Below are 25,289 nucleotides of genomic sequence, written 5' to 3' on the forward strand. Positions count from 1 at the left end.
CACGCTTACGCTAGTATTGTAGTATAAGGACAGTGGAGAGGAGCGTGGAGCGATGGAATGGATTGAACGTGCACCGGCAAAAATAAATTTGGCGTTAGATGTATTGTATAAGCGGGATGACCTTTACCATGAACTCGAAATGGTGATGGCTTCAGTCGACCTCGCGGACCATCTTACGTTTACTCCTCTCGAAAAAGATGAAATCAGAATCTACACGAACAAAGTATTTTTGCCCGTGGATACGCGTAATCATGTCTATCAAGCAGTGAAGCTTCTCAAAGACCGTTGCGGAATAAAAAAGGGGATCAAAATCGAAATCGACAAGAAAATCCCTGTAGCTGCCGGATTGGGCGGAGGCAGCACGGATGCGGCTGCGGCTTTGCGCGCGCTGAACAAGATTTGGGATCTGCAGCTTTCTGTTGAGGAGCTGATTGTGATAGGCAACCAAGTAGGCTCGGATGTTCCCTACAGCATAGTGGGCGGCACAGCCTTCGTATCAGGCCGAGGGGAAATCGTCCGCAAACTGCGGCCGATGCCATCCTGTTGGGTGATCTTGGCGAAACCGCGCCTAAGCGTCTCGACGAAGACGATTTTCCGGCTGTTGGCTGTCGAGCAACTGCAGCACAAACCGACTTCCCGCATCGTAGCGCAAGCCATCGAGGAGGGCGATTACGAGCGGATGTGTCAGAACGTAGGGAATGCTTTGGAACAAGTGACCTTCAATAAGCATCCGGAACTGCGCCAATTGAAGGACCGGATGGAGAAGTACGGACTTGATGGCGTGACGATGAGCGGCAGCGGCCCGACCATCATCGGATTCAGCAGAAATACGTCGCGCATCAAAAGAGTCTACAACAGTCTGCGAGGATTCTGCGAAGAAGTATACATGGTCCGACTGTTGAATGAAGAATGATTAATCAAAACCGCGAATCCCCCTGAAGGGTGTTTGCGGTTTTTGCTTGTGAAACGGAAGCGGAATGGTTGACGCGTTGCATCCAATTGTGATAAAGTGTCTATCGGGACTTAAACAGTAATCATTACGTTTTGGAGGAATAATAAATTATGCTAAATAGATTGAAACTGACAGGCATTCTGTCTGCAGCAGCCCTTGTTCTGGTTGGTTGCGGAACGAGCGGAAGCGATGAGTCAGCCGTTTCTGAAGATGGGATAAAGGTTGTCACAACCTTCTATCCGATGTATGACTTTGCGAAAAACGTGGTAGGCGATAATGGCGAAGTTTCCGTTTTGTTGGATGCCGGACAAGAATCGCATGGCTATGAGCCGACGCCACAGGATATCGCGGCCATTGCTGACGCTGATGTGTTCGTCTACAACAGCGATGAAATGGAAACGTGGGTACCCAGTGTTCTGGAATCGATTGAATCGAGCGATGTGATCGTCGTTGAGGCTGCTAAGGATATCGCGCTTTTTGAGTTGGAAGAGGCTGCCGAAGAAGAGCACAGTGATGAAGAAGGCGAAGATGCCCACAACGTCGATCCGCATGTCTGGTTGGATCCGGTGTATGCACAAGAGGAAGTCACCGCCATATTGGCCGGAGTCCTTGAGGCGGATGAAGCCAACAAAGAGAGTTACGAAGCGAATGCAGCTGCCTTTAACGAAAAATTGGCGGAACTGGACTTGGCATATCAGACTGCCTTTGAAGATGCCGAGAACCGCACATTCGTCGTCCAGCATGCAGCTTTCGGCTATATCGCCCGCCGCTACGAACTGACTGAAGTGGCGGTATCCGATGTATCATCCGATGCGGAACCGAATCCTGCCAAGCTGGCTGAACTGCAGCAATTTATGATCGATAATCAGATCACTACCGTTTATTACTCGGACAGCGCCTCTTCGAAAACCGCAGAAACGCTTGCCGAAGAAGCAGGGGCCACACTTGAAGTGCTGAGTCCGCTTGAAGGGATAACCGATGAAGACCAAGAAGCGGGCAAAGATTACCTGAGTGTGATGGAAGAAAATTTGACAGCTTTGAAAAAAGTGATCCAGTAAGAGAAAAGGGGAATTCAAGTGGAATATATCGATGTACAGCATCTGTCGTTCTATTACGATGATGAACCTGTCCTGCAGGATATCACATTCCAAGTGCACGAAGGGGAATTCGTCATCCTTACAGGCGAAAACGGCGCGGCGAAATCCACTTTATTGAAGAGCATCCTGGGCCTGTTGAATCCCCGGGAGGGCAGCGCGACTATTTCGAAGGTGAACCATCGTGGGGAAAAGCTTACGATCGGTTATGCACCGCAGCAAATTTCGTCGTTCAATATCGGGTTTCCGAGCAGGGTACTTGAGTTTGTGGAGTCGGGCAGATACCAAAAAGGCAAATGGTTCAAAAAATTGGATGAAGAAGATAATACCCATGTAAAAAAAGCTTTGGAATCAGTGGGAATGTGGGAGATGCGCAACAAAAAAATCGGTGAACTATCCGGTGGGCAAAAACAACGCATCGCTTTGGCCCGCATTTTCGCAACCGATCCGGACTTGTTTGTGCTCGATGAGCCGACAACCGGAATGGACAAGGAATCGCGCGAGCGTTTCTATCGCTTGCTGAAACACAATTCACAAGTCCACAACAAAGCAATCATCATGGTTACGCATGAGCACGAAGATATCAAAGAATTTATGGATACCCATATTCAGTTGGTCAGAAAGGAGGATTCGCCGTGGAGATGTTTCTCTATGGATTTATGCAAAGAGCCTTCCAAGCATCAACATTGATCGCAATCATGGCACCCATTTTGGGCCTGCTGCTGATTTTGCGCCGGCAATCCTTGATGGCGGATACGCTGTCACATGTTTCCTTGGCCGGAGTTGCTTTAGGGATGCTCCTTAATATCAATCCTACGCTTACAACATTAGCCATCGTCATTTTGGCGGCGATCGGGATCGAATATTTACGCGTCATCTTCAAAGGCTATTCGGAAATATCCATCGCAATCCTGATGGCTACGGGAATGGCGGTAGCATTGGTTTTGATGAGCTTCGTATCCGGGAAACAGAACGCAAGTGTCGAGCAGTTTTTATTCGGCTCGATCATCACCATCAATGATGAGCAGATCCTCATCTTATTGGCATTGGCAATCATAGTCGTTTTATTGTATCTGATTTTTCGCAAACCGTTGTATGTGTTGACGTTTGATGAAGACACGGCCCATACAGCGGGCTTGCCGGTCCGCATGATGTCGCTGTTGGTTTCGGTGATTACAGGGGTCGCAATCAGCGTGGTGATGCCGATTACCGGGTCATTGCTGGTTTCTTCAATCATGATTCTGCCGGCAGCCATCTCGATGAGATTGGTGCATACCTTCAACGGCGTCATCCTGCTTGGGATAGGCATCGGTTTGACGGGAATGTACGGGGGATTGTTCGCATCCTATCAGTACGGGACGCCTCCCGGTGCCACAATTACCTTGGTTTTCGTGGCCATGTTCATTTTGACCAGCATCTATAAGTTCATCGCCGAAAAGAAGTAGAATCTTAACAATAAGATATATGGACAAGAGCAGAACATTGCTCTTGTTTTTTTTGCTAAAATTCGATTAAAAACGAACAATCAACAATTAAATGCTTCCATTTTTCAGGAATCAACTATATAATAGGGAAAACAACGCAATATGAGGAGAGATTTGGATTGAAAATAAAGCGCAGTGAACGGTTAGTCGATATGACCCGTTACTTATTAGAGAGACCGCATCGGTTGATTTCATTGACCTATTTCGCTAAACGTTATGAATCAGCGAAATCATCCATAAGTGAAGACTTATCCATTATCAAGAAAACATTTGAAGATCGGGGAACAGGGATTGTCGAAACGCTTCCGGGTGCAGCAGGCGGCGTTAAATATATTCCGACAATCACCAAAGAAAATGCCCGCGAAATTATAGAAGAAATGTGCGAAATCATGAACAGCAAAGATCGTCTGTTGCCAGGGGGATACGTTTACCTTTCTGACATGTTGGGTAATCCGGAAATCCTGCAGAAAATCGGGCGTGTCATTGCAGCACAATACGTCGACAAAAAAGTGGATGCAGTCATGACCGTCGCCACTAAAGGGGTTCCGATCGCGCAAGCAGTCGCCACTTATCTGAATGTGCCGTTCGTCATCGTGCGCCGTGATTCGAAAATTACCGAAGGCTCCACAGTGAGCATCAATTACGTTTCAGGTTCATCCGATCGTGTTGAAAAAATGGAACTATCCAAGCGCAGTTTGCCGCGCGGTTCAAAAGTTCTCATCGTCGATGATTTCCTGAAAGGCGGCGGCACCATCAACGGTATGCGCAGCATGATTTCCGAATTCGAATCGGAGACAGTCGGCGTAACCGTCTTCGCTGAAGCCGGCTACAATTCCAAGCGTGAAGTATTCGATTATACTTCGCTTATCCGCGTAAACAACATTGATTTGAAAGATCATTCCATCAGCGTGGGCTTGGGCAATTATTTCGATTCAAGCACCGATTGATGATAACCATGAAAAAGAGCTGGCCCCTAAACGCAAGTTTAAGGTCCGGCTCTTTGGTGTGTGTTGGGGAAAAGTGGGCTTCACCAAGTGGGATTTCTGAGGGATTCACACGTGATCTTTCCTGAAAGAAGCCTCTGGCAATTTTTTGTAGGCCAATTTTTCCAAAATGCTCCCGCAGTCAGGATAGACTTTGATTAGCGCATCATAAGGCAACAATTCAAAATCACGGTAATCGAATCCCGGGGAAACCATGCAACTCACGAGAGCATAGTCTCCGGATGTTCCTTCGATGCTGCTCCCGAAGATGACCCCTTTCGGAACCGTAAATTGGAAAAGCTCTCCTTTTTCGGGCTGGCGACCCATCTTGATCGCCTCATAACGGCCGTCAGGATGCAATAAATGGATCGTCAAGGTGCTGCCTTCATGGAAATACCAGACCTCATCGGATTTCAAACGGTGAAAATGGGAAGGGTTGTCTGCAGTCAACAAGAAGAGGATGTTGCTGTAGAGATAGCGTTCCCTCCGATCTTCGGTAACGATCAGTTCGGGGGAATGGCCGGTTTCGCGAAAATAGCCGCCTTCCGCATGCGGCTGAAGCAACAGTTCGTGTATCCAAAATGATGCAGTCGGTTTTGTCATTGGGATCAATCCTTTCGATGTGTCTTACTGTCTACAAGTATATCCAAAAAACCGGTCAATAAGAAACAATGTATCCGCATTCTTCGTATTTCCATTAGAAAATGAAAAGAAGTCGGTATTTATGTACGACATCATATTGAAAAAAGCAAGTTTTTACGCTAAGATAATTTAGTTGAAGGAATAAAATGAAAAGATAGGAGTTGCTTATGGCTAATCGTTTTGCAATCATACTTGCTGCTGGTCAAGGAACGCGCATGAAAAGCAAGCTTTATAAAGTGCTTCATGCAGTTTGCGGAAAACCAATGGTAGAGCACGTCGTGGATCAAGTTGAGGCTGCTGGCATTGAGAAGGTAGTTACAATTGTAGGGCATGGTGCGGATACTGTTAAAGGATGCTTGGGGGATCGTTCGGAATATGTATTGCAGGCGCAACAATTGGGAACAGGGCATGCTGTCCTGCAAGCGCAAGCTGTGCTGGAGAACGAAGAAGGCACTACGTTGGTCATCTGCGGAGATACGCCGCTCCTGACTGCAGAGACGTTGGAATCCTTGTTGCAATACCATGAAGAGAAAAAAGCGAAAGCAACTATCCTGACTGCGCATGCTGCTGATCCGAACGGCTATGGCCGCATCATCAGAAATGCTTCAGATAACGTAGAAAAAATTGTGGAACAAAAAGACGCTTCTCCGGAAGAAGTGCTTGTGCAGGAAATCAATACCGGTACGTATGCGTTCGATAACAAGTTTTTGTTTGCTGCGCTGCAATCAGTGGGCAACAACAATGCGCAAGGCGAGTACTACTTGCCGGATGTCATCGAAATCCTGAAAAACCAAGGCGAAATCGTGACGGCTTACCAGATGAGCGACATGGGAGAAGCTTTGGGTGTGAACGATCGTGTCGCTTTGGCTGAGGCTTCCGTCTACATGAATAGACGCATCAATGAAAAACACATGCGCAACGGCGTTACCTTGATCGATCCGGATAATACCTACATCGAGTCGGATGTGATCATCGGAAGCGACACAGTCATCGAGCCGAACGTATTCCTGAAAGGGAAAACGATCATCGGTGAAGATTGTTTCATCGGATCAGGCTCAGAACTGAGCAATACAACGATCGGTGACCGCGTCCAGATCAGAAGTTCAAATCTGGAGGACTCCGTGATGGAATCGGACAGCAACATCGGCCCGTTCAGCCACTTGAGACCGAACAGCCACATCGGAAAACGCGTCCATATCGGAAATTTTGTGGAAGTGAAGAACGCGGTCTTGAACGAAGACACAAAAGTCGGACATTTGACTTATGTGGGAGACGCGGATCTCGGTAAAAACATCAACGTCGGTTGCGGCACTGTTTTCGTGAATTATGACGGCAAGCACAAACACCGTTCCAGCATCGGTGACAATACGTTCATCGGCTGCAACGTGAACATTGTGGCGCCTGTCAACGTCGAGGCCAACACATTCCTAGCTGCAGGTTCGACCATCACAAAAGATGTGCCTGAAGGCGCGATGGGCATCGCCCGCAGCCGCCAAGAGAACAAACCCGGCTATTGGGAAAAATTGCCGCCAGCCAAAAAATAAAAGCAAAACCTTATACATGTATGGTAGAATGATTTTGAAAATACAATATCAGTATGTGTTTAATTTGGTAAAAACAAAAGATTAACGGAGGATTATCATGACAGAACATTACAAAGATCCAAAACTTAAGATTTTTTCCTTAAGTTCAAATCGCCCTTTGGCTGAGAAAATTGCGGCTGACGTTGGTGTCGAGTTAGGGACCCTTTCTTCATCCCAATTCAGCGACGGTGAAATCAAGATCAACATCGACGAAAGTATCCGCGGTTGCCACGTTTACGTCATCCAATCGACAAGTTCTCCGGTAAACGACCACTTGATGGAACTTTTGATCATGATCGATGCTTTGAAGCGCGCGAGTGCCAAAACGATCAACATCGTGTTACCTTATTATGGCTATGCACGCCAAGACCGCAAAGCGCAATCACGTGAGCCGATCACAGCGAAATTGGTGGCGAACATGATCACCAATGCTGGTGCTGACAGATTGTTGACACTTGATATGCATGCTCCTCAAATCCAAGGTTTCTTCGATATCCCGGTTGATCATTTGTTGGGAGCTCCGTTATTGGCAAGCTACTTCTTGGATCATGAAGTCTTGCATGATGACGTAGTCGTTGTTTCGCCTGATCACGGTGGCGTGACAAGAGCCCGCAAACTGGCTGAATTCATCAAAGCTCCGATTGCCATCATCGACAAGAGAAGACCGAAAGCGAACGTTGCTGAAGTAATGAACATCATCGGTAATGTCGAAGGCAAAAAATGTATCCTGATCGACGACATGATCGATACTGCCGGCACAATCACATTGGCTGCCCAAGCACTGCAGGATGCAGGCGCGTTGGATGTCTATGCTTGCTGCACACATGCTGTATTGTCAGGTCCAGCCATGGACCGCATCAACAACTCCGTAATCAAAGAGTTGATCGTTACTGATTCGATCAATATCCCTGCTGACAAAGTCAGCGATAAAATCGTAATGGTTTCCGTGTCACAATTGATTGCTGAAGCAATCAAACGTATCCACGAAAACCGCTCAGTAAGCCCGTTGTTCCAAGAAAAATTCGTAATCATCGACTAAAAATCCGTTAGGCAAAAAAAGTCCTCCCTTGGAGGGCTTTTTTGTTTGGAGGTGCGGTTGTAGCTTCGTAATGCGGCTGGAAAACATGAATAACTCGAAAGAATCCATGTTTTCGAGCCCCCAACAACCCCCAACCCAAAAAAACAAAAAACCAAACCCCAGATCACCGAAACCCGCAACAAAACAAACCAAAACCAAAAAAACACCCGCCGTCCCAAAAGGGACTGGCGGGTGTTTGAAATCGGATACGATTATTTTGCGTCTGCTTCCAGGCTGGCGAATCCTTCTTCCAACACTTTTTTCAATGTGTTAGCGGATAGATCCATTTTTTCCTGTTCTGCATCAGATAAAGGAATTTCGATGATGTTGCGGATACCAGAACGGTTGATGACCGCCGGCACGCCGATGAAGATGTCTTTGTGTTCATATTCCCCACCCAAGTAGACGGATAAAGGCATGATCGCATTTTCGTCGTTCAGGATTGCTTTTGTGATACGGGCTAAGGCTACAGCGATACCGTAGAAGGTCGCTCCTTTTTTCTCGATGATTTCGTATGCGGCATCGCGCACTTTGAAGAAGACATCGACTAAAGCTTTTTCATCGACAGCAGAAGTTTGTTTCACCCATTCGTAAATCTGCAGGCCGCCAACGTTAGCGTGGGACCATACAGGGAATTCAGTGTCGCCGTGTTCCCCTAAGATATAGGCGTGAACATTACGGGTATCTACGCCTACTAGCGCAGCGATGCTTTGGCGGAATCGAGCGCTGTCCAGGGAAGTTCCGGAACCGATGACGCGGTTAGCAGGGAGTCCTGAGAATTTCCAAGTCGCATAAGTGAGCACATCCACTGGGTTGGATGCTACCAAGAAAATGCCGTCGAAACCGCTAGCCATGATTTCTCCGATGATTGACTTGAAGATGCGCAAATTCTTGCTGACTAGATCGAGACGTGTTTCACCAGGTTTTTGAGCAGCTCCTGCAGTCAACACAACGATATCAGCGTCGTGGCAATCTGCGTATGATGCTGCATAGATTTTCTTAGGTGAGGTATAAGCTAGAGCATGGGAAAGATCGATGGCGTCTCCCTCTGTTTTCGCTTTGTTGATATCAATGATACCCAACTCATGACCAATATTTTGTGTAACCAATGCAAACGCATAACTTGACCCTACAGCGCCGTCACCGACTAAAATAATTTTTTGTCCTGTATTTCCACTCAATTCTGCCATTATAATGCTCCTCTCGCTATTTGCTGATTCTATTATAACACTAAACAAAGGTGATTACTCTTTGGGCCTATCCCACTCGGCAAAGATTTTCAGAACCAGCGATGATTGCGCGAAAGCGATAGACAGTGAACAACCTGTGAAATATTATATAAAGATATTATAAAATAAAACACTGCCGTTTTCAATGGGGAATTGCGATTTTTTTCACAATATTTTTTTCCGGGTCCCAATCCGATTTCTTACGATTGTCCGAGGATTGTGGTATACTGTTCGAAAGCAAACTGTGCGGATGATATCCGTGCGGCCTTTTTTGGCGTAAAAGGGCAGGAACGCACACGCTTGCGCTCTTGCTAACATAACTATGACTGGAAACAATAGGGGAATTTAAATGAAAATGATTGTTGGATTGGGGAACCCAGGTCCTAAGTATACCGACACGAAGCACAATGTCGGCTTTATTGCTTTGGATGAATGGGCTTTTCAGAATAAAGAGAAATACAATAAAAATAAATTTGAAGCGGTATACATAGAAACGACCGTAAACGGCGAAAAAGTTTTATTCGTCAAACCGCTGACTTTCATGAATGATTCGGGAAGAGCTGTAAGGCCGCTGATGGATTACTACAGCATTCCGATCGAAGATCTGGTTGTCGTGTACGATGACATGGATATGCCGGTAGGCAAAATAAGGCTTCGCCAAAAAGGTGGAGCTGGCGGACATAATGGCATCAAAAGTTTGATCCAGCACTTAGGGACACAGGATTTCAATCGGATCCGTATCGGAGTCGGAAGGCCCCAACATAATATGACGGTCATTCAGCATGTGCTGAGTCCTTTTTCGAAGGATGACCACGCCGAAATGTTGCATTCCGTAAAAGAAAGCGTGGATGCGATCGATCATTTCATCAAAGGGAACAATTTTTTGGAGACAATGAATCAATTCAATAAAAAAGGTTAGGTTCAGCTTCAGCTGGACCTCTTTTGTGTCTGCCGCACAGTCTGCATAGGTGAATCAAGATGAAAGCGATAACCTTTTTTCTGCAGAACATACCATGAACGAGGAGAATATTCATGAAAGAAATAGAGAAATATTTGAGAAATACAAAAAATATACAGACAGTGTTGTCTGAAATCAATTCAGAACTGCCGCAATTGGTAGCTGGGCTTTCCGGATCAGGCCGCAATCTGTTGACGAATATCCTGTTCGAAGAATTGCAGAAGCCGATCATCGTCTTGACCCCCAATCTGCTCCAAGCGACCCAAGTGTATGAGGACATCAGTCAAATGGCACCCGATGTTCCTATCTATATCTTCCCTGTGGAGGAGTCCGTCGCGGCGGAACTGGCTTTTTCATCACCGGAATACCGCAGCCAGCGGGTCGAAACGTTGGATTTCCTCAAGAGCGGCAAAAAAGGGATCGTCGTGATCCCGGCTGCCGGATTCAAAAAAATCCTCTCTCCAGCTTCGATCTGGGAAACACATTGCCTTGATTTTTCCATCGGCATGGAGTTGGATCTGGACAGCCTGCCTGAAAAATTGGTCGCAATGGGCTATACCCGTGAACGGATGGTTGCCAGCCCGGGCGAGTTCAGCATACGCGGGGGCATCATCGACATCTATGCCCTGAATGAAGAGAACCCCTTGCGAATGGAACTGTTCGATACCGAAATCGACACATTGCGCTATTTTGATGCCTACACCCAAAAGTCCAGCGAATCTATCGACACCGTGCGGATTTTGCCGGCGCATGACACGATCTTCACGAAAGCGGAGATAGCGAAACAGGCCAGTGCGGTAGAGAAAAAGGCTGAGAAGGCCATCAAAGGCATAAAGAATCAAGAAGTCAAAGAAAGTATGACACGTGTATTCTCCGAACTGACGGACAATATGAAGCGCGGCGAATTATCGAGGGATCCGCAACTTTACACAAGCTTGGTCTATCCGGAACAGCCTACGGTTTTGGACTACATCTCCGAAGATGCACTGCTGATCGTGGACGATTACAGCCGCATCCTTGAGGTTGAAAGGACAATCGAAAGCGAATCAGCGGAATGGAAAATGGCCAAAGTGTCGGAAGGCGTGTGCCTGCCTTCGCAGGATTTCAGCGCCGATATCCGCGAAGTAATCAAAAAATCCAAACAGCATCGCATCTATTACGCGCTGTTCCACAGAGGCTTCGGAAATATGCGGTTCCACGGAGTCTATCCTTTCCAATATCGCACGCTGAACAACTTCTTCAGTCAGATGCCGCAAGTCAAGTTGGAAATGGAACGTTGGCTCAAGCAGCATATGACGGTTTTCATGATGGTCCCTTCTGCCGAACGTGCCGAAAAGGTGCAGCGGATATTCGCGGATTTCGGCATCCATAGCTACATCAAAGGCAACAATCCGTTTATCGAGAATAAAGTGAATATCCTGGTCGGCGGAATGGCGAACGGATTTGAATTGCCGCAGGAAAAAGTCGTGTTCGTCACCGAAAAGGAACTTTTCAACAAAGTTACGAAAAAGCAACCGCGCCGCCAAAAAATGACGAATGCGGAGAGATTGAAGAGCTACACGGAACTGAATCCTGGTGATTACGTCGTTCATGTGAATCACGGGATAGGTCTCTATACAGGCATGGAAACAATCGAAGTCGGCGGCGTCCACCAGGATTACATGTCGATCGCTTACCAGGAAGGCGCCAAATTATTCATTCCTGTGACGCAAATCCATTTGATTCAAAAGTATGTGTCATCCGATGCCAAAACGCCTAAAATGCACAAGTTGGGCGGAACCGAATGGGCGAAAACGAAAAAGAAAGTCGCCTCCAAAATCGAAGATATCGCTGATGAATTGATCGAACTGTACGCCAACCGGGAATCCGAAAAAGGCTACGCCTATCAACCCGATACACCGGAGCAGCTCGACTTCGAAAATGCCTTCCCTTATACCGAAACCGATGATCAACTGCGCAGTGCCGCTGAAATCAAGGCGGACATGGAGAACGTCAAACCGATGGATCGCTTGCTGGTCGGTGATGTCGGATACGGCAAAACGGAAGTGGCGATGCGCGCCATCTTCAAGGCGGTGCAGGAAGGAAAGCAAGCCGCGTTCCTTGTCCCTACGACCATCTTGGCGCAACAGCACTATGAATCGTTGACGCAAAGGTTTGAAGAATATCCATTCGAAATCGGTTTGCTGAGCCGCTTCCGCACGAAAAAACAGCAGGAGGAAACGTTGGCTGGCATCCGCAAAGGCACGGTCGACATCGTCATCGGAACGCATCGGATCTTATCGAAGGACGTCGTGTTCGCTGATTTGGGATTGTTGGTGGTCGACGAGGAGCAACGTTTCGGTGTGAAGCACAAAGAGCGCTTGAAACAGATGAAAGCCTCTGTGGATGTCTTGACGTTGACGGCAACGCCGATCCCGCGTACCCTGCACATGTCGATGCTGGGGGTCAGGGATCTCTCTGTCATCGAAACACCGCCGGCCAACCGTTATCCGGTCCAGACATATGTCATGGAACAGAATAACGGAGCCGTTAGGGATGCGATCGAAAGGGAAATGGCCCGCGGAGGTCAAGCCTTCTATCTCTACAATCGGGTGGAAACGATCGAGAAGAAAGCCGAAGAGATCCGCGAGCTCGTCCCTGATGTCCGTGTTGCAGTGGCGCATGGCCAGATGACCGAAGTCCAGCTAGAGAATGTCATCATGGACTTTATCGAAGGCCGCTACGATGTGCTTGTCACCACAACCATCATCGAAACGGGTGTGGATATCCCGAATGTCAACACACTCTTCATAGAAAATGCCGACCGGATGGGATTGTCGCAGCTCTACCAGCTGCGCGGACGTGTCGGCAGAACGAATCGGATTGCCTACGCTTATTTGATGTATCAGCCGAATAAAATGTTGACTGAAGTCAGCGAGAAAAGACTGCAGTCCATCAAGGAATTCACGGAACTGGGTGCAGGATTCAAAATTGCCATGCGTGATTTGTCGATCCGTGGAGCAGGAAACCTTTTGGGTGCGCAACAACACGGTTTCATCGACTCGGTCGGATTCGATCTGTACTCCGAGATGTTGGGAGAGGCAGTTGCGGCCAAACGAGGCCTGAAAGCGAAAACGAAGCGTTCCGTCGTTGAAATCGACTTGAGCATCGACGCTTACATACCTGCCGATTATATAGAGGATGAGCGCCAAAAAATCGACTTCTACAAACGGATCCAACGCATCGACGGCGTTGAAGATCATGATGAAATCGATGTGGATCTGATCGACCGTTTCGGCGATTATCCGCAAGAAGTTTCCGATCTGTTGGAGGTCGGGTTGATCAAAAATTATGCCGAGAAGAGCCAAATCGAAACAATCAAACGCCAAGGCGAGACGGTTGTCATCACCTTCTCGCAGGTAGCGACAGTCCGCTTGCAGGGGCCGGCAGTGTTTGAAGCCCTTAGCAAAATACCGTTGAAGGCGCAGGTCAATTTGAATAATGCCAAATTGGTCGTCAGCCTGGTCATCGGGAAATTACCGAACCGCCAATGGCTGAACCATCTCAATGCATTCGTCAAAGCGTGCGTCGCCGAACCGGACGAAACAGCGGGAGCAACAGATGGAAAATAATCGCTTGAAGCAGATGATGAAGGGTGCGTTGTTGCTGTCTTTGGCAGCTTTCATCAGCAAGGTGCTCAGCGCGGTGTACCGAGTGCCGTTCCAGAATATGGTTGGAAATACAGGTTTCTATGTCTATCAGCAAGTTTATCCTATCTATGGCATCGGTATGACGTTCGCGTTGTCAGGCTTTCCGGTATTTCTTTCCAAGATGATTGCGGAAACGCCGGAAAGCGGGACCCGCAGGATGATGGTGAGGCGCAGCCTGGTCATACTGGGCGTCTTCGGCTTCCTCCTGTTCATGGGTATCTATGGCTTTTCCGGTCAACTGGCGCTGCTGATGGGGGACCCTGACTTGAAACCCATTTTACAGTCGGTATCCTGGATGTTTTTGTGGATGCCGATACTGGCAACGTTGCGGGGGTACTTCCAAGGCAACTACCGCATGGAACCGACAGCGATTTCGCAGGTGTCGGAACAACTGGTGCGCGTCGGTGCGATCCTTTTTGCGGCTTATCTGTACACGAAAACAAAAGGCGACCTATATGCGATGGGCGCAAATGCCATGAGCGGCGCTACTGTCGGTGCGGTCCTGGGCAGCCTGATCCTGTTGGTTGCCTATTACAAAGAAAGGCGGAATCATGATTCACCAGCGCTTGATGGGCGACACCTGAAACAGGAGGAGCCCGCCGCACAATGGGGACGCCTGATCCGCCGCTATGCGACTGAAGGGGCGACGATTTGCCTGCTCAGCGCGATTCTGGTCCTGTTCCAGCTCATCGATTCGTTTACGCTCTACAACGGCTTGTTGGATGGCGATACAGCCAGCGAATTGGCAAAAAATGTCAAGGGCATCTATGACCGGGGCCAACCGCTTGTGCAGCTTGGCATGGTTGTGGGGACCGGGTTTTCGGCCAGCTTCATTCCGATGATGAGCCAAGCGCATGCACAAGATCGCCTAGGCGAATTCACCCGATCCGCCGTGTCTTTGCTGCGGATGACAAGTGTCTTTTCGGCAGCCGCGGTGACGGGACTGTTGGCTATTTTGCCGAACGTCAACAACATGCTCTTCGGGGACCGGGAAGGCATCGCGGTTTTGTCTGTATATATTTTGGCCATTTTTGCGGCTTCGGTGATGACCGCCTATCATTCCATCCTGCAAAGTTTGGGTCAGTACAAGATTTCCTTGGTTGCCCTGGCAGCGGGTCTTGCGGTCAAGTTCTTCGGCAATCTGCTGTTGGTGGAACCGTTGGGGACGATGGGGGCAAGCATCGCTTTGATAGCCGGTTTGGCTGCCATGTTGCTGGTGCTTTGGCTGAACAGTGAGCGCGCCTTGCGGGAAGTCTGGTTCAGGGATCGCTTTTTCCTCAAACTGATGGCTGGCTGCGTTGTCCTTTTTGTTACGGTTGGGGCGATGCGGGTCGGTCTGGAAAGATATCTCTTCACGGATGGAAGCCGGCTGACGGATTCCGTGATAGCTGCAGTGACGGTTTGTGCTGGTGTGGGCGTATTCTTATGGTATATTCTAAAAGTGAAGCTGTTTACTTTGCGGGAGTGGATAAGCATTCCGTTCGGGAAAAAACTGCTGCGCAAATTGCCGGTTAAAACGAACGACTTAAAATAGGAAAGATTTCCAGAAGGAGAAATATATGGGTAAAATTGAAATAATGGGGCTTGGAGCCGGTGATTTGGAACAACTACCGTACGGCGTATACCGTCGATTGCTGGCAGCTGAATTTGTCCATCTGCGGACCAAGGAGCACCCGGTCGTTGAGAACCTGAAGGCTGCAGGCGTGCAGTTTGAAAGTTTTGATGACATATATGAATCGAAGGATAATTTTGATGACGTATATCGTCAGATTGCAGATTATTTATTGCAAAAAGCAAAAACGCAGGATCTGATTTATGCAGTGCCGGGACACCCGTTGGTTGCGGAGGATTCCGTCAAGCATCTGCTGGAGAACGAGTCGGGGATCGAAGTGGAAATCGTCGGAGGGAAGAGTTTCATCGACGATTTCTTTCAGGCAGTAGCCATAGATCCAATCGAGGGCTTCCAATTGTTGGATGGGTTGACCTTCCACCAGGACCAGCTGAGCTTAGGCAATCACCTGATCATCATGCAAGTCTTTAATGAATTTGTGGCCAGTGATGTTAAATTGAAGCTGATGGAGAAATATCCGGATGAGCACCAAGTAGCTTTGGTCGATGCGGCAGGGACAAAGATGCAGAAAGTGACTTGGTGCCCGTTGTACGAGATGGACAGGCTTGAGGGAGTGCATAACCTGCTTTCCTTGTATGTTCCGCCGCTTGAGAAAGATGAGCGCACCAAAAGCTTTGAGTTGACCCAAGCCTACATGGATGCCATCGTGGAAAAAGATGTTTGGGTGCAATCGCAGACGCATGAAAGCCTGTTGCCCTATCTGAAGGAAGAATGCGAAGAAGTGGCTGAAGCGATCCAGAACGATGATATCGATAACCTGATCGAAGAGTTGGGCGATATTCTGCTCCAAGTGTTCTATCATGCCTCGTTCGGTGAGCGGGAAGGCTTTTTCACGATGGAGGATATCCTGGAAACATTGAACAAAAAATTGCGCAGACGCCATCCGCATGTTTTTGACGGGGTGAAGGCTGATACAATTGAGGAAATCGATAAGATGTGGCAAGCGATAAAAGCAAAAGAAAAGGGGAATTCCGATGAGACTAGATAAATTTTTGAAAGTATCCCGCTTGATCAAACGCAGATCAGTAGCCAAAGAAGTGGCGGACAAAGGGCGTATCCTGATCAACGGCAAGCAAGCAAAATCGAGTTCGACTGTCAAAGCCGGAGATGAAATGACGCTGCAATTCGGGAACAAAACCGTCGTCGTGCGCATCGACAAAATTGTGGAAACGACCAAAAAGGATGAGGCGCAGGAAATGTATACCCTCATCAGCGAAACGGTCGTACCCAGAACGGAAGAAAATCGCTTCTGATGATGCGAAAGGCCATGGACAATCCGCGCCGTTTCTTCTATACTTTTACATGAGTAAAACTATTCGGAGATAATGCGGGTGTGGAAGTTTCAAGGAGGCGATCAGGGTGAAGGAAAAGACGAAGAAAAGGACAGCTGACAACGTAACCGTGATGCAAAATGATTTTACGAAGGCGCAGCACAGTCAGAAACGTATATTTCAGAGGGAAAAGAAAGCCCATATGAGAAGATTGTCCCTGATTTTTTTCTTCGGCGCTGCCTTGATTGTGCCTTGTCTGTGGAAAACAGTCGGAAACTGGCTGGAAATCCGCAATCTGGATGCTGCCATCGCTTTGGCCAAAACAGAGAAAAAGCAGGCTGAGGACGAAAATACGCAATTGACCTATGAAGTCAAATTGTTGCAGGATGATGAATACATCGCCAAATTGGCGCGCGGTAAATATTATTTGAGCAAAGATGGCGAGATCATCTTCAGTTTGCCTGAGGATAATCAGACAAAAATGGCCGAGAAACAAGAGAATGCGGCAGATTTGGATTCATGAATACAGCGATGAATAAAGATTCTATTTTTTTCTGCATAATCCGTGTTATAATTAGCTGAGCAAAAATGAAGGAGGAACTTTTTTTTTATGTCAATAGAAGTTGGGAATAAAGTATCGGGAAAAGTTACAGGGATTACAAATTTTGGTGCATTCATTGATTTAGGTGGCGGTAAGACAGGATTAGTTCATATTAGTGAAATTTCTGATACTTTTGTAAAGGAAATAAAGGATGTTTTGAAGGTTGGCGATGAAGTGACCGTTAAGGTTATGTCCATTGCGGATGATGGGAAGATCGGTTTATCCATCCGTAAAGCTGTGGATAAGCCAGCAGGGGAAGTTTCCAGACCTCAACGAGAAAGCAGACCTTATCAAAAAAGTACAACTCCTCGTCCAGAAGGTTCTTTTTCCAAAGGCAGAAAAGATTTCTCAGCCCATCAGGACAAAGGTCTTAAAAACGACTTTGACTCATTGATGAGCAGCTTCTTGAAGGACAGCGAAGATCGTCTGACTTCCATCAAGCGCAATACGGAAGGCAAACGCGGCGGCCGTGGCGGCAGACGTGGATAGAAAACAGTAATTTCTAGAGGATGGGCAAAAGGGAAACCGATTGTCGCACCCTCTTTTTTGCTTTACGAGTAAAGAGAGCAGGGATGTTATGCAGGAATATATTCTGCGTCTATGCAAAGAGCTGGAGCGCCAGCAACTTTGGGATAAAGAGAGCCGCTTGCTTTTGGCGGTATCCGGCGGTGCGGATTCCATGGCGTTGCTGGGGCTTGTCCAACAATTGCCGCTGGAATGGCGACCGCAGTTCGCGGTGGTGCATGTCCACCATCATCTCAGAGAAGAATCAGATGAGGAATTTCGGATGGTCCAAGACTACTGTCAGAGCCAAGGGCTACCATTTTTTGCCGAACACTGGGAAGAAGAAAACCACCCGAAGTCGAACCTGGAAATGGCAGCAAGGGAATTCCGCTATGCCTTCTTTGCCGATATCATGGAAAAATGGTCAGCAACCCACTTGGCGACAGCGCATCATGCGGACGATCAGCTGGAGACGATTCTGATGCGTCTGGTCAGGGGCAGCACGCTGAAGGGCATCTCCGGAATCGCTGCGACGCGAACTTTTGGACGTGGACACCTCGTTCGTCCGTTGCTGTCGTTCCAAAAAGACGAGCTCTATCGGATTTGCGAAATGGCCGGGATCCCTTATCGGGAAGACAGCACCAATTTGGAGCTGAATTTCACGCGGAACAGATACCGGAACAGCATCATTCCGCTGCTGAAGGCTGAAAACAACCAAGCGTCCAGGCATTTCGGTGATTTCTCGGAAGATCTGCAGGATGTATTGACTGTCGTTCAACCTATTGTAGCCCAGTCATTTCGCTCGTTGTTCAACAAGGTTGAAGCGGACTGGGTATTGGATCTGACCGGATGGCAAGCGTGTGACATTTCCTTGCAACGGCTCGTGCTCAGTCATTTTGTGACGGAGCAGATGATACCTGCAGGGCAAGACTTTCGCAGGAGCCAACTGACTGCCATCATGGAGCTTATCGAAAACCAATCTCCCCAAAAGCAAATATCTTTGGCGGGAGGGTGGCAGGCCAGAAAAAGGTATGATAAACTTACTTTCTTATCCCCCGATTCAGTCAGGATCGATTTTTCCGATTTTTCTGAAATATTGGAGCTAAATAAATGGGTAACCTTGCCTTCTCATGGTAGAATAGGATTATTTCATGGCGATAATGCGTTTTCAAAAGAACTGCCGATGGGTGCTCAGGTCGTTGGAATCAACGATGAATTGGCACTGATGCCTTTTACGGTGCGTTCCCGGCGTACGGGCGACAAGATAGTTTTGAACAAAGATCAGCCATTCACAAAAAAAGTGAGCCGGCTTTTTGTGGATAAGAAAATTCCGGATGAAGAAAGACGAAAAGCCTGTATCGTCACTGATGGCGAGGGACGTATTTTATGGGTGCCGGGTTATGCCCAGTCCGTCTGGTTGTCCGAGAATGACAAAGAACAAACGCGTTACAGATTGATTTACATTAAATAAATTTTTGAGGTGAAAGAAATGTTGCATCCTGATATCAAGGAAGTATTATACAGTGAAGAAGAAATCAGCGCAGTAGTCAAAGACTTGGGCGCGCAATTGACGAAAGAATATGAAGGGAAAAATCCATTGGTGATTGGCGTGCTGAAAGGTGCCGTCATGTTCATGACCGACTTATCGCGCGCGATGGCATGCGATCTGGAATTGGATTTCATGGACGTATCCAGCTACGGAGCGGGAATGGAATCAAGCGGAGACGTGAAGATCCTGAAAGATTTGGATACGACAGTGGACGGACGCGACCTGTTGATCGTGGAGGACATCATCGACACTGGACGGACGTTGAGCTACCTGATCGAAATCTTCAAATACCGGAAAGCAAAATCCATAAAAGTGGTCACTTTGATGGACAAAAAAGAACGCCGCGTTGTGGATTTGGAAGCGGATTACATTGGCATCAACGTTCCGAACGAGTTCGTCGTCGGATACGGATTGGACTTCAACGAAAAGTACCGGAACCTCCCTTATATCGGGGTTTTAAAAACCGAAGTTTATGAGTAAAATCATTCGTTAAAATTGGTCAGATATGATATGATTAGTGAGATACCAGTATATTGTACTAACAAAAAAGATGAGACGTAAGATAAAGTCTGCGAAGAACGATATCTGACGAGGAGGTTCTAATGAAAAAAAATAATTTTCTTAAAAGCAGCGGCTTTTATGTGCTGATCTTCCTTGCGATCATTGCAGTGGTTTCGATGATTACAGGCGGTATGGAGACAGAGACGAGCCAAGAAATTTCCGCAAGCGAATTTATGGATGCCTTGAACTCGGAAGAGGTGGATAGTTTTACGATCCAACCGGGTGCAGGCGTTTATGAAATCAGCGGTGAATACCGCACCGAACAAGAACTGGAAGTGGCTGACTCATCCAGCGATCTGCTGTTGTTTGATGATACGACCAGTACAACAACGAAGAATTTCACAACCAGAGTCTTACCGAATGATGAAACTCTGAAACAGATCACGGAGATCGCCAAAACGACGGATACACAGATGGTGCCGTTGGAAGAAGATCAGTCCGGCGCATGGATCGGCATCCTGTTCAGCGTATTACCGATCGTCATCTTCATCTTCTTCATGTACATGATGATGGGACAAGCTGGAGGCGGGCAAGGCGGTAACCGCAATGTCATGAACTTCGGCAAAACGAAGTCAGAGGATGCCACCAAGAAACCGATGAAAGTACGTTTTTCTGACGTCGCGGGTGCAGAAGAAGAAAAACAAGAGCTTGTTGAAGTAGTGGAATTCCTGAAGGATCCGCGTCGTTTTACGGCACTTGGCGCAAGAATTCCAGCGGGTGTTTTGCTGGAAGGACCTCCAGGAACAGGTAAGACCTTATTGGCAAAAGCTGTCGCTGGTGAGGCCGGTGTACCTTTCTTCTCGATTTCCGGTTCGGAATTCGTGGAAATGTTCGTCGGTGTCGGTGCCAGCCGTGTGCGTGATTTGTTCGAGCAAGCCAAAAAAGCAGCTCCTGCAATCATCTTCATCGATGAAATCGATGCTGTCGGACGTCAACGTGGCGCCGGTATGGGTGGCGGACATGATGAACGCGAACAGACACTGAACCAATTATTGGTTGAGATGGACGGTTTTTCCGGCAATGAAGGCATCATCGTAATTGCCGCTACCAACCGTTCGGACGTACTCGATCCGGCGTTGCTTCGTCCAGGTCGTTTTGACCGCCAGATTTTGGTCGGCAGACCGGATGTAAAAGGCCGTGAAGCGATACTTAAAGTACATTCCCGCAATAAACCGTTGGCAAGCAATGTCGACTTGAAAGTTGTTGCGCAACAGACACCAGGCTTCTCTGGAGCAGATCTGGAAAACCTGTTGAATGAAGCTGCCTTAGTCGCGGCCAGACGGAACAAAACAAAAATCGATGCACTTGATGTTGACGAAGCGCATGACCGTGTCATTGCCGGTCCTGCCAAGAGAGATCGTGTCATCAGCAAGCGCGAACGTGAAATGGTTGCTTACCATGAAGCCGGTCATACAATAGTCGGTATGGTCCTGAGCGATGCACGCATTGTCCACAAGGTTACGATCGTTCCGCGCGGTCGCGCTGGAGGATACGCAATCATGCTTCCGAAAGAGGATCGATTCCTTATGACGAAGGATGAATTGTTGGAACAAGTTGTCGGCTTGCTTGGTGGACGTGTTGCGGAGGAAGTTGTTTTCAACGTCCAAACGACAGGCGCCAGCAACGACTTCGAACAAGCTACTGGCTTGATCAGAAGCATGGTTACCGAGTACGGTATGAGTGAGAAGTTGGGCACTGTACAGTATGAAGGAAATCATCAAGTATTCGTCGGACGTGACTATGGCCAAACCAAAGCTTACTCCGAAGATATTGCTTACCAAATCGACTCGGAAGTCCGTCGCATGATGAGTGAGGCGCATATCAGAGCGCGTCAAATCATCGAAGAGCACCGTGAACAACTGAATCTGATCGCTGAAAAATTGTTGGAATTGGAAACATTGGACGAGAAAACAATCCGCAGCTTGTTCGAAACCGGCCAAATGCCTTCGGACTCGAATTCAGAAGAATACCCAAGCGAAAAAGCACAGTCTTTTGAAGAAGCCAAACGGGCCCTTGAAAAGAAAGAGGCTGAAAAGGTTCGCCAAGAAGAGCAGATGCTTGCCGATGACGAATCCGAAGATTCATCTAACGTTTCATTGCCTGCTGCTGATGAAAAAGCAGAAAATGAAGCCACCGATACGGAAGAAAAATAAAAAAAATAGCGTTTTGCAAAAAGTCTGGGATGACAATCCCGGACTTTTTGTCATCAAAGAGCAACTCTGCAAAAGTAAGTGAGCAAAGTATAGTTGCTTTCGTTCCGACCTATAGTAGAATGATAGAGAAACAATTTAAGAATGCGATGGAGGATTATATATGAGTGACTATTTGATTAAAGCTTTAGCCTATGAAGGACAGTTCCGTGCCTATGCGATCGACGCTACAGCAGCGGTTGCGGAGGCTCAAAGAAGACATGATACATGGAGTGCCTCTTCTGCAGCTTTAGGCCGCACGATGGTAGGGACTTTGTTGTTGGCTGCTGCCGGTTTAAAGAATGAGGAAAAAATGACTGTCATCGTGAATGGAGATGGCCTGGGAGGCCGCATACTCGCAGATGCAAATGGCAAAGGCGACATCAAAGCCTATATTGCAAACCCTAACGTCAACCTTTCCTTGAACGGCGATGGCAAACTGGATGTGCGTGCAGTTGTGGGGACGGAAGGCACCTTGACCGTCATCAAAGATTTAGGGATGAAAGAACCGTTTACGGGGCAAGTTTCTCTAGTCAGCGGCGAATTGGGCGAGGATTTCACCTACTACATGGCAAATTCGGAGCAGATCCCTTCAGCCATCGGTTTGAGTGTATTGGTGGACACCGATGATTCAATCAAAGCTGCTGGCGGTTTCATGATCCAAGTGATGCCTGACGCTAGCGATGAAGCCATCACGAAAGTGGAAAAGAATATTGCGGCCATTCCGTTAGTCTCCAGATTGATGGAAAATGGGGAAACGCCTGAACAGATTTTGACGCGCATATTGGGCGAAGAAAATGTGGAAGTGCTGGAGAAGATGCCTGTGCGTTTTCACTGCGATTGTTCCAGAGAACGTTTCAGTGAAGGGTTGAGTTCGATCGGCAAGACTGAGTTGCATGAAATGATCGAAGAGGATCATGGCGCTGAGGTTGTCTGCCATTTCTGTGGCGAAAAGTACCACTATTCGGAAGCAGATCTGCAGGAACTGGTGACGGCCATTGACGAAAAACGCGCTGCCAACATCTGATGGCGCTGGCTTCTCGCTTGTAATGCGGTTTCACGTAACCTACAATGAAAGTAATCTATCCGTTTGACGGAACTGATCAGTAAAATCTATCTGAGCTGGAGGAATCGACATGGTAAAAATAGTCTCTTCAATTGCGAGTTTGATCGGGGAAACGCCGATGATCAAACTGAATAAAGTGGTACCCGATGGTGTGGCTGATGTTTACGTCAAACTTGAATCGTTCAATGCAGGCGGGAGCGTAAAAGATCGCATCGCTCTGAATATGATCGAAGTGGCGGAGGAAGAAGGCGTTCTGAAACCCGGCTATACAATCGTGGAACCGACCAGCGGCAATACCGGTGTCGGTCTGGCCATGCTTGCTGCGGCAAAAGGCTATAAATCCATTTTTGTGATGCCTGATACGATGAGCATGGAAAGACGCTTATTGTTGGCAGCTTATGGAGCAGAGTTGGTTTTGACACCTGGCGCTGAAGGGATGAACGGTTCGATTGCGAAGGCAAGGGAAATCGCAGCGCAACCGGAACACTTTATGCCGATGCAATTCGATAACCCTGCCAACCCTGCTGTGCATGAAGCCATCACCGGCCCGGAAATCATCGAGGCTTTTGAAGGCAAGACGCCTGATGCCTTCATTGCCGGAGTCGGAACGGGCGGAACCGTGACTGGAGTCGGCAAGGCATTGCGCAAAGTCAATCCGAATGTGGAGATATATGCACTGGAGCCGACCGACTCGGCTGTACTAAGCGGAAAGCCGAAAGGCCCGCACAAAATCCAGGGTATCGGGGCGGGCTTTGTCCCGTCTGTATTGGACACGACACTTTACAACGGTATCGTCCAAGTCTCCAATGAACAAGCCTTCGAAATGGCTCGCCGTGTTGCGCAGGAAGAAGGCATACTGGTGGGTATTTCAGGTGGGGCTGCCATCGCTGGTGCGATCGAAGTGGCCATCCGTTTAGGCAAAGGCAAGTCTGTTGTGACTGTGGCGCCGGATAATGGAGAACGTTACCTGTCCACGCCTCTGTTCAGCGTACAATAATAAATGGATAAGAAGGACAGGCCGATCGGATGGCTTGTCCTTTTCTTATTGTTGAAGCGTCATCTGCAATCAGGCAAGATATTTTTCTTTTCTTACTGATTGTAAGATGATAGAATGGTCCAAGAGTTTTTCGAGCATCCAGAAAACGGATGAGATCACCATAAATAAATAACAAAGGAAGTAAAAAATGTATAAAATTGGCAATATTGAAATCAATAATCCAGTCGCAGTCGCACCGATGGCCGGAATAAGCAACGCCGCCTTCCGTGTCACCGTCAAAGAGATGGGCGCAGGTTTGGTCGTCTGCGAGATGATCAGCGACAAGGGCATCCAATTCCGCAATGAGAAGACTTTGCGGATGCTGCACATCGAACCGAACGAGTATCCGTTGAGCGTACAGATCATGGGCGGCAACAAGGATACGCTGGTTGAAGCCGCAAAATATGTAGCAGAAAACACAGAAGCAGCCATCATCGACATCAACATGGGCTGCCCCGTCAGCAAAGTCATCAAGGCGGAAGCCGGAGCCAAGTGGTTGTTGGATCCGGGCAAAGTCTATGAAATGGTTTCCGCTGTCGTTGATGCCGTTGATAAGCCTGTAACCGTGAAAATGCGGACCGGTTGGGATTCCGATCATCTGTTTGCAGTGGAGAATGCCTTGGCTGCAGAACGCGCTGGTGCAGCCGCCGTTGCCATGCACGGCCGCACACGCGTACAGATGTATGATGGCAAAGCCGACTGGAACATCTTCAAGGAAGTCAAGCAAGCTTTGACGCGTATCCCATTATTGGGGAACGGGGATGTCAAGACGCCTGAAGATGCGAAGCGGATGATGGACGAAACAGGCGTGGATGGTGTCATGATCGGCCGGGCTGCCTTGAGCAACCCTTGGATGATCAAACAGACAGTCCACTATCTGGAAACCGGAGAGATGTTGCCGCAATCGACCCCGCGTGAGAAGTTGGAAATCGCAAAACTGCACTTGGACCGATTGACCGATCTTAAGGGCGAAACAGTCGCTGTCAAAGAATTCCGCAGCATCGCAGGTTATTACCTGAAAGGCATTCCGCGTGCTTCAAAAACAAAAGCTGCAGTCACTTCTGCATCCAGACAACAAGAAGTTGTCGACTTGCTGGATCGGTTCATTTTTGAAATAGAAGAACGCGAAGCCTCAAAAGAAGCGCCTACATCCGAAAAAATCGAAATAAATAGCTAAGACGGCTTGATTT

Annotated in this window: 22 protein-coding genes; 20 read left to right on the plus strand and 2 right to left on the minus strand. The window is 47.9% G+C overall.

Features of this window, described 5'->3' with window-relative positions; genetic code table 11:
- The first annotated feature begins 52 nt into the window (after nt 1-52).
- From ispE to purR, 5 genes are all read left to right on the plus strand, one after another.
- Nucleotides 53-913 (plus strand): 4-(cytidine 5'-diphospho)-2-C-methyl-D-erythritol kinase, encoded by an 861-nt coding sequence (gene ispE, locus PH235_RS05300; RefSeq protein ID WP_272161364.1) that lies wholly within the window; start codon nt 53-55, stop codon nt 911-913.
- 149 nt (nt 914-1,062) lie between these two features.
- Nucleotides 1,063-2,010 (plus strand): metal ABC transporter solute-binding protein, Zn/Mn family, encoded by a 948-nt coding sequence (locus tag PH235_RS05305; protein WP_272161365.1) that lies wholly within the window; start codon nt 1,063-1,065, stop codon nt 2,008-2,010.
- An 18-nt stretch (nt 2,011-2,028) separates the two neighbouring features.
- Nucleotides 2,029-2,736: a metal ABC transporter ATP-binding protein gene (locus PH235_RS05310; protein WP_272161366.1), complete on the plus strand. Its 708-nt coding sequence runs from the start codon at nt 2,029-2,031 to the stop codon at nt 2,734-2,736.
- Nucleotides 2,682-3,491 (plus strand): metal ABC transporter permease, encoded by an 810-nt coding sequence (locus PH235_RS05315; RefSeq protein WP_272161367.1) that lies wholly within the window; start codon nt 2,682-2,684, stop codon nt 3,489-3,491. Before PH235_RS05310 ends, PH235_RS05315 begins: the two co-directional genes overlap by 55 nt.
- Before the next feature lie 158 nt (nt 3,492-3,649).
- Nucleotides 3,650-4,477, plus strand: coding sequence for a pur operon repressor (gene purR, locus PH235_RS05320; RefSeq protein WP_140185369.1), 828 nt, complete (start codon nt 3,650-3,652; stop codon nt 4,475-4,477).
- A 105-nt stretch (nt 4,478-4,582) separates the two neighbouring features.
- On the opposite strand, the gene PH235_RS05325 is transcribed toward purR, so the two are convergent.
- The gene (locus PH235_RS05325; protein ID WP_272161368.1) at nt 4,583-5,116 is read right to left on the minus strand and encodes a cupin domain-containing protein; all 534 of its coding nucleotides are present in this window, start codon (nt 5,114-5,116) and stop codon (nt 4,583-4,585) included.
- A 206-nt stretch (nt 5,117-5,322) separates the two neighbouring features.
- Between PH235_RS05325 and glmU the strand changes: the two genes are divergently transcribed.
- A complete protein-coding gene (gene glmU / locus PH235_RS05330) occupies nt 5,323-6,699 on the plus strand; it encodes a bifunctional UDP-N-acetylglucosamine diphosphorylase/glucosamine-1-phosphate N-acetyltransferase GlmU (protein WP_272161369.1) in 1,377 nt (458 codons plus the stop codon).
- Between the two features lie 97 nt (nt 6,700-6,796).
- Nucleotides 6,797-7,777: a ribose-phosphate diphosphokinase gene (locus PH235_RS05335; protein ID WP_086626890.1), complete on the plus strand. Its 981-nt coding sequence runs from the start codon at nt 6,797-6,799 to the stop codon at nt 7,775-7,777.
- Nucleotides 7,778-8,028: 251 nt separating this feature from the next.
- Here PH235_RS05335 and PH235_RS05340 read toward each other — a convergent pair whose 3' ends face one another.
- Nucleotides 8,029-9,006 (minus strand): L-lactate dehydrogenase, encoded by a 978-nt coding sequence (locus tag PH235_RS05340; RefSeq protein ID WP_272161370.1) that lies wholly within the window; start codon nt 9,004-9,006, stop codon nt 8,029-8,031.
- Between the two features lie 388 nt (nt 9,007-9,394).
- Here PH235_RS05340 and pth point away from each other — a divergent pair, with 388 nt between their 5' ends.
- The 13 genes from pth to dusB all read left to right on the plus strand — a co-directional run bounded on the left by pth (nt 9,395) and on the right by dusB (nt 25,276).
- Entirely contained in the window at nt 9,395-9,964 is a 570-nt protein-coding gene (gene pth / locus PH235_RS05345) for an aminoacyl-tRNA hydrolase (protein ID WP_119092389.1), read from the plus strand.
- A 113-nt stretch (nt 9,965-10,077) separates the two neighbouring features.
- Nucleotides 10,078-13,614: a transcription-repair coupling factor gene (gene mfd, locus PH235_RS05350; RefSeq protein ID WP_272161371.1), complete on the plus strand. Its 3,537-nt coding sequence runs from the start codon at nt 10,078-10,080 to the stop codon at nt 13,612-13,614.
- Nucleotides 13,604-15,226, plus strand: coding sequence for a putative polysaccharide biosynthesis protein (locus tag PH235_RS05355; RefSeq protein WP_272161372.1), 1,623 nt, complete (start codon nt 13,604-13,606; stop codon nt 15,224-15,226). Before mfd ends, PH235_RS05355 begins: the two co-directional genes overlap by 11 nt.
- 25 nt (nt 15,227-15,251) lie before the next feature.
- Nucleotides 15,252-16,310, plus strand: coding sequence for a MazG nucleotide pyrophosphohydrolase domain-containing protein (locus PH235_RS05360; RefSeq protein WP_272161373.1), 1,059 nt, complete (start codon nt 15,252-15,254; stop codon nt 16,308-16,310).
- Nucleotides 16,297-16,575 (plus strand): RNA-binding S4 domain-containing protein, encoded by a 279-nt coding sequence (locus PH235_RS05365; protein WP_272161374.1) that lies wholly within the window; start codon nt 16,297-16,299, stop codon nt 16,573-16,575. Before PH235_RS05360 ends, PH235_RS05365 begins: the two co-directional genes overlap by 14 nt.
- A gap of 106 nt (nt 16,576-16,681) precedes the next feature.
- The gene (locus tag PH235_RS05370) at nt 16,682-17,116 is read left to right on the plus strand and encodes an FtsB family cell division protein (RefSeq protein ID WP_272161375.1); all 435 of its coding nucleotides are present in this window, start codon (nt 16,682-16,684) and stop codon (nt 17,114-17,116) included.
- Between the two features lie 87 nt (nt 17,117-17,203).
- Complete coding sequence (locus PH235_RS05375; protein WP_068559014.1) at nt 17,204-17,683, plus strand: S1 domain-containing RNA-binding protein; 480 nt, start codon at nt 17,204-17,206, stop codon at nt 17,681-17,683.
- Nucleotides 17,684-17,771: 88 nt separating this feature from the next.
- Nucleotides 17,772-19,169: a tRNA lysidine(34) synthetase TilS gene (gene tilS / locus PH235_RS05380; protein WP_272161376.1), complete on the plus strand. Its 1,398-nt coding sequence runs from the start codon at nt 17,772-17,774 to the stop codon at nt 19,167-19,169.
- Between the two features lie 18 nt (nt 19,170-19,187).
- Nucleotides 19,188-19,727 (plus strand): hypoxanthine phosphoribosyltransferase, encoded by a 540-nt coding sequence (hpt, locus tag PH235_RS05385; RefSeq protein WP_086626898.1) that lies wholly within the window; start codon nt 19,188-19,190, stop codon nt 19,725-19,727.
- A gap of 122 nt (nt 19,728-19,849) precedes the next feature.
- The gene (gene ftsH / locus PH235_RS05390; RefSeq protein ID WP_272161377.1) at nt 19,850-21,961 is read left to right on the plus strand and encodes an ATP-dependent zinc metalloprotease FtsH; all 2,112 of its coding nucleotides are present in this window, start codon (nt 19,850-19,852) and stop codon (nt 21,959-21,961) included.
- Nucleotides 21,962-22,121: 160 nt separating this feature from the next.
- On the plus strand, nt 22,122-23,024 hold the full coding sequence (gene hslO, locus PH235_RS05395) for an Hsp33 family molecular chaperone HslO (protein WP_272161378.1): 903 nt from the start codon (nt 22,122-22,124) through the stop codon (nt 23,022-23,024).
- A gap of 109 nt (nt 23,025-23,133) precedes the next feature.
- Entirely contained in the window at nt 23,134-24,060 is a 927-nt protein-coding gene (gene cysK, locus PH235_RS05400) for a cysteine synthase A (RefSeq protein ID WP_272161379.1), read from the plus strand.
- A 187-nt stretch (nt 24,061-24,247) separates the two neighbouring features.
- Nucleotides 24,248-25,276 (plus strand): tRNA dihydrouridine synthase DusB, encoded by a 1,029-nt coding sequence (gene dusB, locus PH235_RS05405; RefSeq protein ID WP_086626902.1) that lies wholly within the window; start codon nt 24,248-24,250, stop codon nt 25,274-25,276.
- The last annotated feature ends 13 nt before the right edge of the window (nt 25,277-25,289 follow it).

The organism is Trichococcus sp. K1Tr (assembly GCF_028309625.1).
Taxonomy (GTDB): Bacteria; Bacillota; Bacilli; order Lactobacillales; family Aerococcaceae; genus Trichococcus.

Coding starts and splice junctions, on each gene's coding strand:
- PH235_RS05365 (WP_272161374.1), top strand. CDS start 16,297: ATGAGACTAGATAAATTTTTGAAAGTATCCCGCTTGATCAAACGCAGA.
- pth (WP_119092389.1), top strand. CDS start 9,395: ATGAAAATGATTGTTGGATTGGGGAACCCAGGTCCTAAGTATACCGAC.
- cysK (WP_272161379.1), top strand. CDS start 23,134: ATGGTAAAAATAGTCTCTTCAATTGCGAGTTTGATCGGGGAAACGCCG.
- ftsH (WP_272161377.1), top strand. CDS start 19,850: ATGAAAAAAAATAATTTTCTTAAAAGCAGCGGCTTTTATGTGCTGATC.
- PH235_RS05360 (WP_272161373.1), top strand. CDS start 15,252: ATGGGTAAAATTGAAATAATGGGGCTTGGAGCCGGTGATTTGGAACAA.
- PH235_RS05340 (WP_272161370.1), bottom strand. CDS start 9,006: ATGGCAGAATTGAGTGGAAATACAGGACAAAAAATTATTTTAGTCGGT.
- PH235_RS05355 (WP_272161372.1), top strand. CDS start 13,604: ATGGAAAATAATCGCTTGAAGCAGATGATGAAGGGTGCGTTGTTGCTG.
- ispE (WP_272161364.1), top strand. CDS start 53: ATGGAATGGATTGAACGTGCACCGGCAAAAATAAATTTGGCGTTAGAT.
- PH235_RS05305 (WP_272161365.1), top strand. CDS start 1,063: ATGCTAAATAGATTGAAACTGACAGGCATTCTGTCTGCAGCAGCCCTT.
- hpt (WP_086626898.1), top strand. CDS start 19,188: ATGTTGCATCCTGATATCAAGGAAGTATTATACAGTGAAGAAGAAATC.
- PH235_RS05375 (WP_068559014.1), top strand. CDS start 17,204: ATGTCAATAGAAGTTGGGAATAAAGTATCGGGAAAAGTTACAGGGATT.
- hslO (WP_272161378.1), top strand. CDS start 22,122: ATGAGTGACTATTTGATTAAAGCTTTAGCCTATGAAGGACAGTTCCGT.
- dusB (WP_086626902.1), top strand. CDS start 24,248: ATGTATAAAATTGGCAATATTGAAATCAATAATCCAGTCGCAGTCGCA.
- PH235_RS05335 (WP_086626890.1), top strand. CDS start 6,797: ATGACAGAACATTACAAAGATCCAAAACTTAAGATTTTTTCCTTAAGT.
- mfd (WP_272161371.1), top strand. CDS start 10,078: ATGAAAGAAATAGAGAAATATTTGAGAAATACAAAAAATATACAGACA.
- PH235_RS05325 (WP_272161368.1), bottom strand. CDS start 5,116: ATGACAAAACCGACTGCATCATTTTGGATACACGAACTGTTGCTTCAG.
- tilS (WP_272161376.1), top strand. CDS start 17,772: ATGCAGGAATATATTCTGCGTCTATGCAAAGAGCTGGAGCGCCAGCAA.
- glmU (WP_272161369.1), top strand. CDS start 5,323: ATGGCTAATCGTTTTGCAATCATACTTGCTGCTGGTCAAGGAACGCGC.